The 15,960-nt window shown below is 51.5% G+C and carries 10 protein-coding genes; 8 read left to right on the forward strand and 2 right to left on the reverse strand.

What is annotated here, in order from left to right; translation table 11 throughout:
• The first annotated feature begins 109 nt into the window (after positions 1 to 109).
• The 4 genes from NT073_RS09130 to NT073_RS09145 all read left to right on the forward strand — a co-directional run bounded on the left by NT073_RS09130 (position 110) and on the right by NT073_RS09145 (position 6,356).
• A complete protein-coding gene (locus tag NT073_RS09130) occupies positions 110 to 1,609 on the forward strand; it encodes a capsule assembly Wzi family protein (RefSeq protein ID WP_297372087.1) in 1,500 nt (499 codons plus the stop codon).
• 144 nt (positions 1,610 to 1,753) lie between these two features.
• Positions 1,754 to 3,292 carry a DUF4394 domain-containing protein gene (locus tag NT073_RS09135; RefSeq protein ID WP_297372090.1) on the forward strand — a complete coding sequence of 513 codons (1,539 nt, stop codon included), beginning with the start codon at positions 1,754 to 1,756 and terminating at the stop codon, positions 3,290 to 3,292.
• A gap of 248 nt (positions 3,293 to 3,540) precedes the next feature.
• Positions 3,541 to 4,503 (forward strand): phytanoyl-CoA dioxygenase family protein, encoded by a 963-nt coding sequence (locus NT073_RS09140; protein WP_297372094.1) that lies wholly within the window; start codon positions 3,541 to 3,543, stop codon positions 4,501 to 4,503.
• Between the two features lie 239 nt (positions 4,504 to 4,742).
• Positions 4,743 to 6,356 carry a Na+/H+ antiporter gene (locus tag NT073_RS09145; protein ID WP_297372096.1) on the forward strand — a complete coding sequence of 538 codons (1,614 nt, stop codon included), beginning with the start codon at positions 4,743 to 4,745 and terminating at the stop codon, positions 6,354 to 6,356.
• Between the two features lie 348 nt (positions 6,357 to 6,704).
• On the opposite strand, the gene carB is transcribed toward NT073_RS09145, so the two are convergent.
• Positions 6,705 to 9,581: a carbamoyl-phosphate synthase large subunit gene (gene carB / locus NT073_RS09150; RefSeq protein ID WP_297372099.1), complete on the reverse strand. Its 2,877-nt coding sequence runs from the start codon at positions 9,579 to 9,581 to the stop codon at positions 6,705 to 6,707.
• Positions 9,582 to 9,889: 308 nt separating this feature from the next.
• On the opposite strand from carB, the gene NT073_RS09155 reads away from it, so the two are divergent.
• From NT073_RS09155 to NT073_RS09165, 3 genes are all read left to right on the forward strand, one after another.
• Positions 9,890 to 11,320, forward strand: a complete 1,431-nt coding sequence (locus NT073_RS09155) for a hypothetical protein (protein WP_297372102.1) — start codon at positions 9,890 to 9,892, stop codon at positions 11,318 to 11,320.
• A gap of 37 nt (positions 11,321 to 11,357) precedes the next feature.
• On the forward strand, positions 11,358 to 12,281 hold the full coding sequence (locus NT073_RS09160) for a helix-turn-helix domain-containing protein (protein WP_297372104.1): 924 nt from the start codon (positions 11,358 to 11,360) through the stop codon (positions 12,279 to 12,281).
• Positions 12,282 to 12,384: 103 nt separating this feature from the next.
• Complete coding sequence (locus NT073_RS09165) at positions 12,385 to 12,840, forward strand: PA2169 family four-helix-bundle protein (protein WP_297372105.1); 456 nt, start codon at positions 12,385 to 12,387, stop codon at positions 12,838 to 12,840.
• A 71-nt stretch (positions 12,841 to 12,911) separates the two neighbouring features.
• On the opposite strand, the gene NT073_RS09170 is transcribed toward NT073_RS09165, so the two are convergent.
• A complete protein-coding gene (locus tag NT073_RS09170) occupies positions 12,912 to 14,252 on the reverse strand; it encodes a peptidoglycan DD-metalloendopeptidase family protein (RefSeq protein WP_297372107.1) in 1,341 nt (446 codons plus the stop codon).
• Positions 14,253 to 14,738: 486 nt separating this feature from the next.
• On the opposite strand from NT073_RS09170, the gene NT073_RS09175 reads away from it, so the two are divergent.
• Entirely contained in the window at positions 14,739 to 15,950 is a 1,212-nt protein-coding gene (locus NT073_RS09175) for a hypothetical protein (RefSeq protein WP_297372108.1), read from the forward strand.
• Positions 15,951 to 15,960 lie beyond the last annotated feature (10 nt).

Here is a 15,960-nt window from a genome sequence, read left to right on the forward strand (position 1 = left end):
ATGCGTGCAAGATGTTTCAAAAAACCTACAATAAGGTAAGCGAACTTGATTCAGCATTACACCGTATGTTTGCTGACGAAGTTCTTTCCTCCCATCACCTTAAGCGCTCATGCAAGTATTGTACCTGATTGTCAGCCTTCTTTTTATAGGCCAATCGCTGGTGTGGTCACAAACCGTTTCTTCACCAGGGCCAATGCATTACTCGGCTGAACTTGGTGGATTGGCTACGTCGGCTGAGCAAAATCCATTCTGGTTACGCGCCAATCAGTATGCTATTACGCCCATAAGCGGTTCTTTTGCTACGGTTCGTTTTGGGCTGGCTCGTACCTACAAACCCTGGCCCGACTCCACTTCAGCAAAAAAATCGCGCTTCGACTGGAGCTTTGGCCTCTATGCCGTTGCCAATGCCGGTCGCCACGCTACTACAACCCAACCGGCTATTATCGTTCCGGATGCCTACGTAACGGTTCGGTATGGTGTTTTTGAATTATACGGCGGTAATCGCCGGGAAGTGGCTGGACTGGGCGATACGCTCCTGACATCGGGCTTTGTGGCCTGGTCGGGAAATGCGCTGCCTTTCCCGAAAATTCAGCTGCATACCCCTGACTTTGTGCCGATTGGCTTTACTAAAAAACTCCTGTCGTTTCGGGTTGGCTACGCGCACGGCTGGCTCATCGACTCGTATATAAAAGATAGTTACCTCCACCAGAAATACCTTTACGGACGTATCGGCAAGCCAGACTGGCGCATTCAGGTGTATGCCGGACTGAACCACCAGGTGCAATGGGGCGGCCACGCCGACTACCTGATTGGTACGCCCCTGGCGGTAAACGGAAGTCTGTCCACTTCGTTTCAGGACTACCTGTCGCTCGTTACGGGTAAGTATCCGGACGCGCTGGAGAATGACCGCTTTACAAGTTTCGACGGTACAAACCGGCTGGGCAACCACGTTGGCAGTTATGATATTGCCGTGGAATGGAAAGAAAATAAACACAACTGGCTCCTGTACCATCAGCACATGTACGACGATGCATCGGGGCTGGCGTTGCAGAATGTGCCCGATGGCCTGACGGGCCTGCGGTATCTCGATCGGTCGAAAACCGGTTCGCGGTTTCGATTCCAGCGTATTGTGCTGGAGTGGCTGAGTACCACCAACCAGAGCGGGCCAACGTTCGACCCATCCGCACGTTACCAGGGAGCCGATAATTACTTCAACCACAGTCAGTACATACAGGGCTGGTCGTATCGGGAACGCACGTTAGGTACGCCGTTTATCATGCCGCGGCCCGATCTGGCACCGGCAGTTGGAAACACCTATGGCGGCAATGGCTATTACCCCAATAACCGGGTCGTAGCCTGGTATGCAGGCGCTACAGGTTCGTTCCGGCGAGGTCCCACCCTAACGACCCGCCTGTCGTACAGCCGAAACTTCGGCTCTTACAAACAGCCGTATCCGCAGGTTTTTCATCAGTTTTCCGCGCTACTAACTGCCCAATGGCTGCTCAGCCAATGGCCCGGTACTGTGCTCACAACGTCGATGGCTTTAGATCGGGGAGGTCTGCTACCCACTGGTTTCGGCAGTTTCGTGAGTATAAAAAAGGTTTGGTAAAAGCTGGTTAGGCGTTCATAGCCTGATCACCTGAAATTTTTTAATCAAAATTTAATCTCACGCAATCTGTTCCGCGCGTAGCCACGTATAGAAAGGGCAGCAATTCTTCGCTGTAGCTCTGCTTACTTTTCAACGAGAAAAACTATGATCACGCTTTACAGAAAAACACGTCGAATTATTGCCGGATTAACCGCATTTGGCTTCTTATTGACGTTGAACGCCTGTCAGGACCACCGCTTATCTCCCGACCCGGGCACCCTGCCTGATGCCACCGTTTATGCCCTCAGTGATGCTAATCAATTAATCCGACTGAATATCCGGGCGTCTGCCAGCCCACTGGCAACAACAACCATTACGGGTCTGGCATCGGGGGAGCGAATACTATCTATCGACTTCAGACCGGCTACGGGTCAGCTCTATGGTGTAAGTAACATGAGCCGTCTGTTCGTGATTAACCCCGCCACGGGCGAAGGGCGGCCATTGACGGCTACCGCCTTTACCCCGGCCGTTTCGGGTTCTGTTGTTGGTCTGGATTTCAACCCAACCGTCGACCGCATTCGTCTGGTAACAAATACCGGGCAGGATTTGCGCCTTAACCCCGAAACCGGTACAGTAGCGGCTGTCGATGGAAACATCAACGGCGCTTTCGGGGCAATGATTTCGGAAGTTGCCTATACCAACAACCGGGCGGGTTCAACCACAACCACCCTCTACGACATCGACCCCGCCACGGATCGGCTGTACATACAAAATCCGCCCAATAACGGCACACTTACAGATGTTGGTCCATTGGGGTTAGACATTACAGGGGCGGCCGGTTTCGACATTTCGCCAACCGACAACACCCAGGGATTGGTGGCGGTCATGTTTAACGGCGCTTCGGAGCTACAGCAGATCAACCTCTCGACGGGACGATTGCAGAAACTGGGGAACCTTCCCGGCACCATCATTGGGCTGACCATTCCAACCGAACCGGTTGCCTACGCCATTGACGGATCGAATAACCTGCTCATCTTCAACCCTATGAACCCTGCTCCCATTGCCAAAGTACTAACAGGGCTTCAACCGGCCGAGGTCCTCTATGGTATTGATTTCCGACCCGCAAACGGTCAGTTGTATGCCATTGGCAGCAGCAGTCGGCTGTATACCATCAACACGGCCAACGGAGCTGCAACGCTGGTAGGCTCGGGTCCGTTAAGCACGCTGCTATCAGGAACGGATGTCGGCTTCGATTTCAACCCAACCGTCGACCGTATCCGAGTTACCACCAATGCAGGGCAGAACCTTCGTCTGAATCCAAACGACGGCGCGGTGGCCGCCGTGGATGGCCCTCTCAATCCGGGAACACCCATGGTATCGGCTTCGGCTTATACGAATAACGTTGCCGGGGCCACCACAACCACACTGTATGATCTCGATATCCAGAGTACTTCGGTCATGCTGGTTCAGCAGAACCCGCCCAATAACGGTACGCTGGTATCGGTAGGTCCGCTGGGCTTTGCGGCCGATGCAGCCAACGGGTTCGACATTGGCGGAACATCGGGGACTGCCTACGCACTATTACGCGTAAACGGCACAACCCAGTTGTATACCATCAACCTAACAACCGGCTCGGCAACCGCTGGTGCATCGCTGCCCGGCAACCCGATGATTCGCGGGTTTGCCCTTGGCCTGGGTTTCTAGTCTGACAAGCCAGTTTCCAGCAAAGCCTGTCTACACCGTTACGTAACGGTGTAGACAGGCTTTGCTGCTTTTATACAAGCAGGGGGAGTACATAAGCTGACTGGCACTCAAACAGATCAGTCCATTTATTATATATAAATAAATAGGCTCAACCCATATACGCATAGTTTCCTGTATTAATTTTACTGGCAGGACACGTTCGTCCCAGCCATTTAGTACATGCTATCTATAAACCACCCATAAAACCAATGAAAAACATTTCTGTTGCCCAGCGGATGAATCTGCCCTGGGTCGAATCGCCGTTCTTTGACGACCTCCTTCAAAAGCACGACCTCACTCCCGAGCAACGTGAGCTGGCGACTCACTACAACCGGGAAGGCTTTATTGTATTGCCCCAGCAGGTGAGTCATGAACTGATTGACCGGACCATCGAGGCAATTAAAGGTGAATATCCTGATAAGGTTGGTGAGGAACCTTCCCGACATCAGGATATCTGGAAGAAGTACGGCACGGTTCGCGAGCTGGCCTCCCAGCCTGCTATCTTCGATGTACTGCGTATGCTGTATGACCGGGAGCCTATTCCGTTTCAGACGCTCAACTTCAAGTTTGGCACCCAGCAGCGGGCTCACTCCGACAGCATTCACTTTAGCTGTACCCCGGCGCGTTTCATGTGTGGTGTCTGGGTTGCACTGGAAGAAACATCGGCCACCAACGGCCCCTTGTTTTACTATCCGCGCTCGCACCGACAGGAAGAGTTCAACTATTTTGATTTAGGCATAGAAGCGCGGGGTAATTACGAGGAGTACCCCAACTATGAGGATTTCGTGGAAGAGTTTATGGCTGCCAAAGGGTATGAGCGGAAGGAAATTCACATGAAAAAAGGTGATGTTCTGATCTGGTCGTCGAACTTGATTCATGGTGGCATGCCCATTACCGGGGGTAACGTAACCCGATGGTCGCAGGTGACACACTACTATTTTGAGGGCTGCATGTATTACTCGCCCCGTTTCTCAGACATGTTCTCCAAAAACCTGAATCTGCGGCACGTGATCAATATTGCTACCGGAAAAGTGGTGCAGCACAGCGAAAATGGCAAACCCATCGAAACAATCAACACGGGTAATTTCCGCTACGCCGTAAGTCATAACTTTACCCTGCCCGTACTGGCCAAGGAACTGGTGAAAAAGCTGATCGGTAAAAAGCCGTTTTAATTGTTTATCCCAATAGACACATCTAGCCTTAACGGGAATGACCGTTAAGGCTAGTACCACTATGGCGCCTTAACTAATTTTTAAAGGTAACTAAACTTTGTCCATACAGTGTGGTTGCAACATGGTAAGCGGCTAACGCGCGGACAGTAAACCGCTACCCGATCAGAACCAGCGACATACGACGCGAAATGCCCAGGCAAGTCCTGGGCTTTCGCATTTAACCACTATACTCAACCACTATGCAGAACCTCTTTATCGACTACATCTACCTGATTCTGATTATTCTGGGTCTGATCATGCTCGCCAATAAGCTGCGCCTGGCTTATCCCATCGTGCTGGTGCTGGGTGGGCTTGTGTTAAGTTTAGCGGACGAATTTTCGCAGATTACCATTAGCCCCGACCTGGTATTTTTCATCTTTCTGCCTCCACTGCTCTATGAAGCCTCCTGGCAGGTTTCCTGGAAAGAGTTCTGGCGGTGGCGCCGGGTGATCACGAGCTTTGCTTTTCCCATCGTCATTCTCACCTCTTGTGTCATAGCCCTGGTGTCTCATGCCCTCATACCAGGCTTCACGCTAGCGCTGGGATTTCTGTTGGGGGGCATTATATCGCCACCCGATGCCATTTCAGCCACCACCATCATGCGGCAAGTGAACGTCCCCAAGTCGCTGGTAAGCATTGCCGAAGGAGAAAGCCTGCTCAACGATGCCTCGTCGCTGATCGTTTTCCGGTTTGCCCTGGCCGCTGTGTTAACCGGTCGGTTCCAATTTCAGGAGGCCGCTGCCAGTTTCGCGATGGTGGTTTTCATGGGTATCGGCATTGGCCTCCTGGTAGGTGTCGTCTTCTACGCCATTCACCGCTGGCTGCCTACAACGCCGGGCATCGACATTGCGCTTACGCTGGTTACACCTTACTGCATGTATTATGCGGCCGAGCAGCTTCATTTTTCGGGCGTACTGGCGGTGGTTAGCGGTGGACTGCTACTGTCGAATAAGCGTCAGCAAATGTTAACCTACCAAAGTCGAATTCAGAGCGTTAATGTTTGGGCCAGCCTTGTTTTTGTGTTAAACGGGTTGGTATTTCTGCTCATTGGTCTTCAATTGCCCGTCATTGTTGGGCAGCTCGGTACAGTCAGCCTACGAAGTGCTATCGAATATGGCCTAATTATCTCCGGGGTACTAATGCTGACCCGACTGGTCTGCGCGTTTGGCGCGTCTATTTTCACCCGGTTAATAAGTCGGTATATCACGGTAGCCGAACCGAATCCGGGGTGGAAAAACCCGTTTATTCTGGGTTGGGCCGGTATGCGCGGGGTGGTGTCGCTGGCGGCAGCCATTTCGATACCCCTGCTGACACCGGACGGGCAGTCGTTTCCGCATCGCAATTTGATTCTGGTTATCACCTTTATTGCTATACTGACCACGCTGGTGTTACAGGGCTTAACGCTTCCTTGGCTGATTCGGAAAGTAAAGCTGACGGAACAGGATACGTCACCTTCGGAACAACAACAGGAGCTGATGATTCAACAGACAATCAACCAAACCTCGCTTCAGTTTCTGGCAGAAAATGAGCGTTCCAACGAGCACCTGGCTAACCTGTACGAAAAGCTGAAACTTGACCAGCGGTTGCTCGATGATGAACTGCACGAGCCCAACAACCAAAAGGCTGTTTCCCGGCTAGCCTATCAGCGTACCTATCTGAACCTCCTGCAACAGCAGCGAAGCGCACTGAATGAGCTGAATCGCCAGCCGGACGTCGATGAAGACCTGATTCGAAAATACCTGTCGCTGATTGACCTCGAAGAGTACAAAATCAGGGAGAAGCAGGTATTTCCGGAAGCTCTGAACGAACCCTGAGTGCTACCGGTTTCGCCACCCGAAATTAGACAAGGTGCTTTTATCGACGAAGCTACCACCCGAAAGGCGAACTCACTATATTCAGAAGGCCTATAAAACAGTTGTGCCATGTTTGTATAAACATGGCACAACAACTAATCAATACATAACAGAGCCTACCGGCTCAGGTACAGATTCCGCTCAGAGTAAACCTTCTGGAAGTAATCGTCCGTCAGGTCGTCGATGAACCGGGCTGGCGCACCAGTAGATACCTTCGCCGGTCGATTTCATTTCGGGCGGTGCGCCGTTGCGACCGAGCTCCTTATTTACGTTCGGGAACTTGCTGAACGAGAACACCGGAATCGCCCCCTATCGGCTCAAGTACAGGTTCCTTTCAGAATACACCTTCTGGAAATAATCATCCGTCAGGTCGTCGATGAAGTAGATACCTTCGCCGGTCGATTTCATTTCCGGGCCGAGCTCCTTATTTACGTTCGGGAACTTGCTGAACGAGAACACCGGAATCTTGATGGCGTAGCCCTTCTTAACAGGCTTGAAATCAAAATCCTTCACCTTTTTGTCGCCCAGCATCACTTTGGTAGCGTAATTCACATACGGTTCCTGATAGGCTTTGCAGATGAACGGCACCGTGCGGCTGGCGCGGGGGTTGGCTTCGATAATGTAGACCACCTCGTTTTTGATGGCAAACTGAATGTTGATCAGCCCTACCGTCTTGAGCGCAACGGCAATTTTCTTTGTATGCTCTTCAATTTGCCGAATCACGTTCTCGCTCAGATCGAAAGTGGGCAGCAGGGCGTACGAGTCGCCGGAGTGGATACCCGCCGGTTCGATGTGTTCCATGATCCCGATGATGTACACATCTTCGCCATCGCAAATAGCGTCAGCTTCGGCTTCGATGGCGTTTTCGAGGAAATGGTCGAGCAGGATGTTGTTGTCCGGAATATCCTGAAGGATCTTCATCACATGCTGTTCCAACTCGTTCTCGTTGATCACGATTTTCATGTTCTGACCACCCAGCACGTAACTTGGGCGAACCAGCAGTGGGAAACCTAACTCACGGGAGAGTTCCAGTGCCCCTTCCGACTCGCGCACCGTTCCGAATTTCGGGTAAGGAATCTCCAGGTCACGCAGCAGGCTCGAAAACTGGCCCCGGTCTTCGGCCAGATCGAGGGCCTCCCAACTGGTTCCGATGATTTTGATGCCGTAGCGCGTCAGTTTTTCGGCCATTTTCAGAGCCGTTTGCCCACCCAACTGCACAATCACACCTTCCGGCTGCTCGTGCATGATGATGGCGTGAACGTGTTCCCAGAAGACCGGTTCGAAGTACAGCTTATCGGCAATATCAGGGTCGGTCGAAACAGTCTCAGGATTACAGTTAATCATGATGGTTTCGTAACCGGCCTCTTTAGCGGCCAACACGCCGTGTACGCAGGAGTAGTCAAACTCAATTCCCTGCCCAATGCGGTTTGGACCGGAGCCGAGTACAACGATCTTCTTGCGGTTGCTGCGGATCGATTCGTTACCGGGCAGGTCAGAAACCGGCTCGGCATGATCCGTCGTGATGGGCACCTGATTGTTGAACGTCGAGTAGTAATACGGCGTTTTGGCCTCAAATTCGGCCGCGCAGGTATCCACGCACTTATACACCCGGCGGATGTTGTGCGCCTGGCGATATTGGTAGATTTTACTCTCTTTTACCTGCAACAGATGCGCCAGCTGACGGTCGGCGTAGCCTTTCTGCTTGGCGATACGTAGCAGTTCGGGCGGCATATCGTCCAGGTCGTACTGCTGAATTTCGCGCTCCAGCTCGATCAGCTCTTCGATCTGGTGCAGAAACCAGGGGTCAATTTTCGTTAGCTGCTGAATGGTCCGGAACGACATACCCGCCTTAAAGGCATCGTAGATATGGAACAGCCGGTTCCAGCTCGGGTGTTGCAGACTTTCGGTCAGGGCGTTGCGGTCGGTGAGTTCGTGCCCATCGGCGCCAAGCCCGTTGCGCCGGATTTCGAGCGACTGACAGGCTTTCTGCAGCGCTTCCTGGAAGTTCCGGCCAATGCCCATCGTTTCGCCAACGGATTTCATTTGCAGACCCAGTGAGCGGTCGGCACCCGGAAACTTGTCGAAGTTCCAGCGCGGCACTTTCACGATCACGTAGTCTATGGCGGGCTCGAAAAAGGCCGAGGTCGTTCCCGTAATGGGGTTCATCAACTCATCGAGGTTGTAGCCGATGGCCATTTTAGCGGCAATCTTGGCAATGGGGTAGCCCGTTGCTTTCGAGGCCAGCGCCGACGACCGGCTCACCCGTGGGTTTACTTCAATAACGATAATGTCGTCCGTTTGCGGATTGACCGAAAACTGGATATTACAGCCCCCGGCAAACTGCCCGATACCGCCCATCACGGTAATGGCCAGATCACGCATTTTCTGGTACAGCGTGTCGGGTAGGGTCATGGCCGGAGCAACGGTAATGCTGTCGCCGGTATGAATACCCATCGGGTCGAAGTTCTCGATGGAGCAGATAATAACGAAGTTGCCGTTGTTATCGCGCAGCAGTTCCAGCTCATATTCTTTCCAGCCCATCACACTTTGTTCGACCAGCACCTCATGAACAGGCGATGCGTGCAAACCGGCGGTGAGTGCCTTGTCGAAATCTTCGGGACGATTGACGAAGCCCCCCCCCGTTCCGCCGAGCGTAAACGACGGCCGGATCACGAGCGGGAAGCCGATTTCCTGCGCAATTTCTTTCCCTTCCAGAAACGAACGGGCCGTGCGGCCTTTACAAACGCCCGCACCCAGCTGGAGCATCAGCAACCGGAATTTCTCCCGGTCTTCGGTCGTTTCAATGGCTTTGATGTCAACCCCGATAATCTGGACATCGTATTTTTTCCAGATACCCGCCTTATCGCAGTCGATGGCCAGGTTCAATGCCGTTTGTCCACCCATTGTAGGCAATACTGCATCAATGGGTTTGCCCATCTCCTGGTGTTTTTTCAGGATGTCGACAATGGACTTCTTCTCCAGCGGCAGCAGGTACACATAATCAGCGTTGATCGGGTCGGTCATGATCGTGGCCGGATTGGAGTTGATCAACGATACTTCGATGCCTTCGTCGCGGATGGAACGGGCAGCCTGCGAACCGGCGTAATCAAATTCACAAGCCTGGCCGATCACAATAGGACCTGAGCCAATGATCAGAACGGAACGAATGTTGGAGTTTTTTGGCATTTTTCAGTGGGAGAATGGACCGCGTCGGTATTCCGGTTACCCGGTACTCGGGCGATCCCATAGGAACACTGGCTTTTTATTCTTTAATGAACAAGACAACGATTGTTGGCAAACCGCTGACGGATACCCAAAAATCCTGCAAAAGTAGCGCATAGTGGGGAAAGGAACAGACTATTCGCCATTTTTTTACGCTTTTGTCCGAAAACTTATCCGCAAAGCAGCCTGACAGTACCACTCGATAGCCATTCTTGCAAAAGGGGTAGTCTTATTTTAATTTTGATAGCTCAACTTTACTTACTCCACTACGCATGGTACGACCTTACGCTCTGTTTTTTTACGTCCTGATCAGTTGCCTGGCCGTTACCTGTGTCCGTGATTATCCATCTACCTCTCCCTATGCCCCGCCAGTAGCTACCCCCCCGCCAGGCGGCCTGCCGGGCCAGCAGCAGCCGTCTGCCCAGAGACGACTTTTTCTGACCAACGATAAGATCAGGTTTGGCATCGACCTCAACATGGGCGGGGCCATTACCTACCTGGCCGAAGCGGGCAGCAGCGAAAACATGGTTAACAATCCTGATTTAGGCCGCCAGATACAGACCGCTATCTATGCGGGTCCCTATCCGTACAGCCAGAACGGAAAAGACCCGGTCGAAGCCTGGAAGTACCTCGGCTGGAACCCCGTACAGGCGGGAGACTACTTCCTCCACCCGGCGCGTATTGTTAGCTATCAGCAGACCGATAACCTCATCTACGTCAAGACGATACCGCATATATGGCCTTTATTCGACGAACCGGCCGAATGCACGTTCGAGCATTGGTACGACATTAAGGAAAACCGGGTGAATGTGCGCTGCCGGGTAACGGTAAACCGGACCGACACCACGCAATATGATGCCCGCACGCAGGAAACACCCTGCATTTACCTGAATGGCCCCTACGACCGCATGTTCTGTTACACAGGCCTCAAGCCCTTTACCAACGACGCCGTCTCCGAGTTTACCGATCGGAACGTAATCAACCGCTACGGTACTGAAAACTGGGCGGCACTGCTCAATGAAAAAGGCCGGGGCGTTGGCTTATTCAAAGCCCGTGAGGTTCGGTTCAGAACGGCGGGGTTCGGCATCCCGCACGTTGGCGGAGAGTTCGATGTGTCGGCGGGCTACATCAACAGCGAAGATTTCTGGGTGGTCGATCATAATGGCGTTTATGACTTCGAGTACACGCTCATTGTGGGTACCATGACCGATATTCGGCAGTATGTGTACAGCCAGCCCCGCCCCCCCTCGGGACCGGATTACAATTTCGTGAAAGACCGGCAGGGGTGGTATTATGTAAACACCACCGATAAAGGCTGGCCGATTCAGAACGAGCTGAACGTAAAGTGGTCCCGTAACGAAACCAACCCGGAGGATTTTCGGATTTGTGCGCCCCTGACGTTCTGGTACGCGGAGAATGTCTCTAAAATATACATCCAGGCAGCGTTCCAGACGCAGGGCCCAACTGCGCGGTTATCCTGGCGTAAGCCGGATGAGTATGACTTTATGCCCTTTCAGGATCGGTATGTCGATTTCCCGATTGTAGGCGATGGGCAGTTCCGGACCTATGAAATCAACACAAGCCAGCTCCCGGGCTGGAATGGCGTTATTTCTCAAATATCGCTGACAAACTCGGCCAGCCAGAGTAACCGGGAGCAAGGGGCCAGGGTACGTATCCGAAGTGTTACATCCGCGAAACTATAAGGGCGAACTCGATGAACCTGCCGGGCAACCGTGATTTATGAAAAACAGATTACCTGCGTCCGACTCCGCCGTTCCGGTTTATCAGCTTCAGTCATTTCCGCGTCATGAACCCAATAAGCCGTTTTATATGATCCGGCTGGAGCGGCTGGTTCAGGAGTTTAAGGGAATCGACAAGTCACACACGCACACCTTTTACCTGGTCATGTGGATTAGCCGGGGCAGCGGCACGCACACCATCGACTTCAAGACGTACACCATCGAGCCTAATCAACTGTACTTTTTGACGCCGGGGCAGGTACATAGCTGGGTGCTTTCGGCCGATACGCAGGGGTTCAACCTGTTTTTCGACGCCAATTTCTTCAAGGGGCGGTTCGGCAACCGGCTTTACCAGTATCCTTTTTTTCATTCGCACCAGCACCAGCCGCTCCTGTCGGCGATTCCGCAGCCGGCGCTGTTTGCCGATCTGCTGGCCTACGCGTATCAGGAATACGAAGCACATCAGCCCAATCGGTCCGACGTGTTCCTGTCCTTCGTTCATATTCTACTGGAAACCGCCAGCCGACTGTATCACGAGCAGCAGATCGGTACGGATACCTACCTGTACGACCGCGTTCGGCAGTACGAAGAACTTCTCGAAAACCAGTTTCTGACCGTTCGGGAGGTGAGCGCTTATGCCAGCCAGATGAACCTGACACCCAACTACCTCAACCATATCTGTCGGCTGGTGGTTGGTAAAACCGCCAGCCAGCTCTGGCAGGAACGACTGCTGATCGAGACGCAACGGTTGCTGACGCATACGACCCAATCCGTTAAGGAAATAGGCTTTCAACTGGGATTCAGCGACCCATCTTACTTTGTTCGTTTTTTCAAAAAACAAACCGGCCAGACACCCGCCGAATTTCGACAGTCGCTCTTGGGCAGCGGGGTAAGCGAAGTAGTGAGCAGGCCATTTGTCCGATAAAGCGTCCACTTATTATCTTTCCGTAAAACCAATACCGCCCGATAAACAATCAGTCGTGGTTGTAGTTGTAGATAAAGTTCACAACTATAGAAAACTGACTGTTATGATTACGAATAAAGAAATTGTTGACGATCTCAATGAGTTGGTCAAAATCAATAATGACCGCATTCAGGGGTACGAAAAAGCGATTGACGATACTCAGGACCCGCAGTTAGACGACCTTTTCCGGCACTACGTTGTCCAGAGCCAAAATTTCCGCAGCCAGTTGGCCGAACACATCGTTCGCATCGACGGTCTGGCGGTATCTGACGCAACGTCTACGGATATATCGAGCAAAATTCACCGTGCCTGGATCGACATCAAAGCCGCCATCACGGGAAAAGATAAAGAAACGGTATTAAGTTCGGTTGAGTTTGGCGAGAGCGCGGCTGTCGAGTCATACAAAGACGCCATCGAGAAAGACCATATCCCGGCTTACATTAAGGAAGATCTGCAGAAGCAGCTTACCCAACTGGAAGAAGCCTTGACCAAAGTACAGGGTTTGAAACAGGCCGCTTAAGAAGTAGCCAACTACATGGAGCACCAGCCCGTCCGAGCCATTGGACGGGCTGGTGTGTTTATAACCCTACCTCACGGCCCCACTACTACCCAACCCGTTTGCCCGTCCGGACTACGAACCAGTTGAAACGCATTGGCCGTAGCCAGCACCTCAACAACCGCACCCGTCGGTAAGGTGGCGATCGTGGCGGCCTGTGCATTGGCAGCGTCCAGCAGTGGTCGCGATGCGGGCAATACCAGACGCCGGAGCGGACGTTTTTCGGCTTCGGTGGCACTACTCACGACGTAGCCGGTCAGGCCATCCGGCAACTCGACCCGCAGCCAGGATTCAGTACCGCCAAGGATGGTCAATGCGGTTGCTCTCGGTACCTCACGCAGGGCAACACCCTCACTCCCGGGCGACAGCCGAACAACAGACCGAGCCGCTGATACCCGTACGGAATCACCGAGCCGGTTGGCCGGTAACAGCGATTGGCGCGCCGGGCCGCGGCCCATCCGGATGAACGGCAGGGGATCAGTAGCCCCATCCGTAAAGCCATAAATACCAAAATGCAGGTGCGGCCCCGTGGTACGGGCGTTGCCGGTGTTGCCAATGAACCCAACCGTATCGCCAATGGAGACCCGTTGCCCATTGCTGACGTTCCAGCGGTCGAGGTGGGCGTAGTAGAGACGAATGTTACGATCATTGTCCGTCAGAAAAGCCACGTTACCACCCAGCTTACCTACCCCAACTCCCGAAATAACCCCATCGACCAAAGCCAATGCGGGTGTGCCCCGGGGCGCAAAAATATCGACGCCCTCGTGCCGTCGGCGACCTCCATCCCGCGCCACACCGAAGAAGCTGCTGATCTGTCGACTGTCACGCCCCTTAACGGGAAAGCTCAGGGCGGGTTCGCGTGTAATGCTGATCGTGTAGCTACCCGTCCGCAATAGTTCGGGTTGAATGCGAATAAGGTACGTTCGCGTTCGGCGGGGTTCCCAGGCAAGCACGTTGGTATCTGCTTTGGAGGCCGCTACCAGGCTGGTTTTGTCGCGACTTTCAAGCGCGAATACGTCAATAAACACCTGTGTTTCTTTCTGACCCTGCGTTTCTACCTTTACCAGCAAGCGGTCGCCCCGCTGGGCATCGAGCCGATAACCCACGGCAAAGGCTTTGTTAGCCGAGAAATAGCCGCTTTCGCGGTAGGGAACTGTGATCTTGAGGGAATCCTGTAGTGCACGCTCACCGGCCGATAGCCAGTCGGTACCGAGAGCGGTCTGATCAAGTTTAGCTTGTTTGAGCGATTGCCCGTACTGGTCGTGGGGCGACGACGGGCGGAACAGATTAGCCGTTGGCCCAACGCCGGTACAGGCGCTGACCAGCCCCATGAGCAACCCAATCGAGAGAGAACGGAGTAAGTTGTTTAATTCCATAGTTATCCTACTAAATTAAACGACTTTTTCGCGGTGATGTTTCAGGCGGGATCGGTAACCGATTATGATTAAACTTTCGGCAGCTTTGTTCTATGTCATTACTACCGCGCTGGATATTTCCCAAAAGCAGCATAGTGACGATCTATTGTCTTATTCAAAGAAAGTGAGCACTCTTCAATGTTGGCAGCTTTCTAACTATAATCACATGACGTAATACTCATTATACAACAAAAACGGAAAAGTACAACGCCCAGCCTCCTTCTCATGAAGGACCGGGCGTTGTACTTTTAACATAAGTGTGTATTTGTTTAGTTAGATTTATCAAGTCTATTATTCGATAAATTCAGCATACTACTTGTCAATAAAACCTACCGTTTATACAATTTAATATAAACTTGATACAATATTTACAAACGTTACTCAAGATATCATGTTCTTACGGACATCACTTAACAATTAATATGACTACTAACTTTACAACACATCATGAAAAATTTCTTCTCATTCCTTACCGTCTTAGCAATTGTCGCCTTGAGTTCTGCTAATGCTCAGCCACCCAGAGTTTACATTGATGGTTCATGGTATACACATGAACAAACTGCTTATATTAAATGCACTACGTCTCCTGTTCTTGCGGTCATGGATCCTGCCTGTACTGATGCATCCTGTACTGCTTATAAAAGCATCTTTGTTACGACATCATCTAATTTTTCTCATTCCAATGTCAATACTAACACAGAGCAAATAGTATTAGATTATACGAATCATTATGATGGCTATATTGATGTAGCGTACGCTGGAGATCCTGCCATTTGCCGTATACACATAGTACAAAAACCAGGTGCTGCTACTTTTACAGCAACACCTAGTATCTGCTCTACGGGTTCAAGTGCTACCTATACCCTTGCTGTCAATTATCCTTTTAACAGTACAAACCCGCTTAATATAAAGTGGTATACGTCTGGAGGAGTGACTGTAAACGGAGGTAGTACTTACACTGCTACTAATACAACAACCAGTAGCGTTACGGTTCAATGGTCATCATTTGGGACTATATATGCTCACGGTGAGATTCCGGGCTGCGGTAACGTAGCTGGTGCACAGGATTTAACTTATGTAGGTACACCCAGCAGTAGTAATATAACATTTGCAACAACCGGAGGTGGTGATAATGGGTCTTCATTTTGCGTAGGAAATACACGTAACTACCAATCAAATCCAAATCTTCCCTTATCCCGTTACAACTATAACTGGAGCATTCCATCAGGTAGCAGTAACGTCAGCTATTTTTATTCATATGGCCCTAATGCGACCGTTACTGCTGGATCAACAGGTGGTTTTTTACTTCAAATGGACGTAACTCAGAGTGGCTGTAGCTCGACAGGAGGAAGTTCACGAACATTTTTTATTAACAATTGTGGTGGTTTCAGAGTGGCTAACAACCCATCCACAGACAATATCACAGCTGTTTTCGACAAGGATAATGATACTCAATATTTACCTGATGTTTTGAGGCTATCTACCGAGAAAAATGGAGTAGTCAAAGAAGTAAAGATTAAAGGTCAGTATTCGGACCAAGCGGCAAAAGACGGATTTAGTGTAAATATTGATGTACATACTTTACCCAGAGGTACATACTATTTACAGGGTATTAACAACACATCGAAGTCTGAATCCATTCGAGTTATTTTACAGTGATAATTTCAGG

This window comes from Spirosoma sp. (assembly GCF_026391055.1).
GTDB lineage: Bacteria > Bacteroidota > Bacteroidia > Cytophagales > Spirosomataceae > Spirosoma.

Bases quoted from the DNA above. Each gene is read 5' to 3' on its own strand.
- NT073_RS09160 (WP_297372104.1), top strand. From the start codon at position 11,358: ATGAAAAACAGATTACCTGCGTCCGACTCCGCCGTTCCGGTTTATCAG.
- NT073_RS09145 (WP_297372096.1), top strand. From the start codon at position 4,743: ATGCAGAACCTCTTTATCGACTACATCTACCTGATTCTGATTATTCTG.
- carB (WP_297372099.1), bottom strand. From the start codon at position 9,581: ATGCCAAAAAACTCCAACATTCGTTCCGTTCTGATCATTGGCTCAGGT.
- NT073_RS09165 (WP_297372105.1), top strand. From the start codon at position 12,385: ATGATTACGAATAAAGAAATTGTTGACGATCTCAATGAGTTGGTCAAA.
- NT073_RS09170 (WP_297372107.1), bottom strand. From the start codon at position 14,252: ATGGAATTAAACAACTTACTCCGTTCTCTCTCGATTGGGTTGCTCATG.
- NT073_RS09175 (WP_297372108.1), top strand. From the start codon at position 14,739: ATGAAAAATTTCTTCTCATTCCTTACCGTCTTAGCAATTGTCGCCTTG.
- NT073_RS09130 (WP_297372087.1), top strand. From the start codon at position 110: ATGCAAGTATTGTACCTGATTGTCAGCCTTCTTTTTATAGGCCAATCG.
- NT073_RS09135 (WP_297372090.1), top strand. From the start codon at position 1,754: ATGATCACGCTTTACAGAAAAACACGTCGAATTATTGCCGGATTAACC.
- NT073_RS09140 (WP_297372094.1), top strand. From the start codon at position 3,541: ATGAAAAACATTTCTGTTGCCCAGCGGATGAATCTGCCCTGGGTCGAA.
- NT073_RS09155 (WP_297372102.1), top strand. From the start codon at position 9,890: ATGGTACGACCTTACGCTCTGTTTTTTTACGTCCTGATCAGTTGCCTG.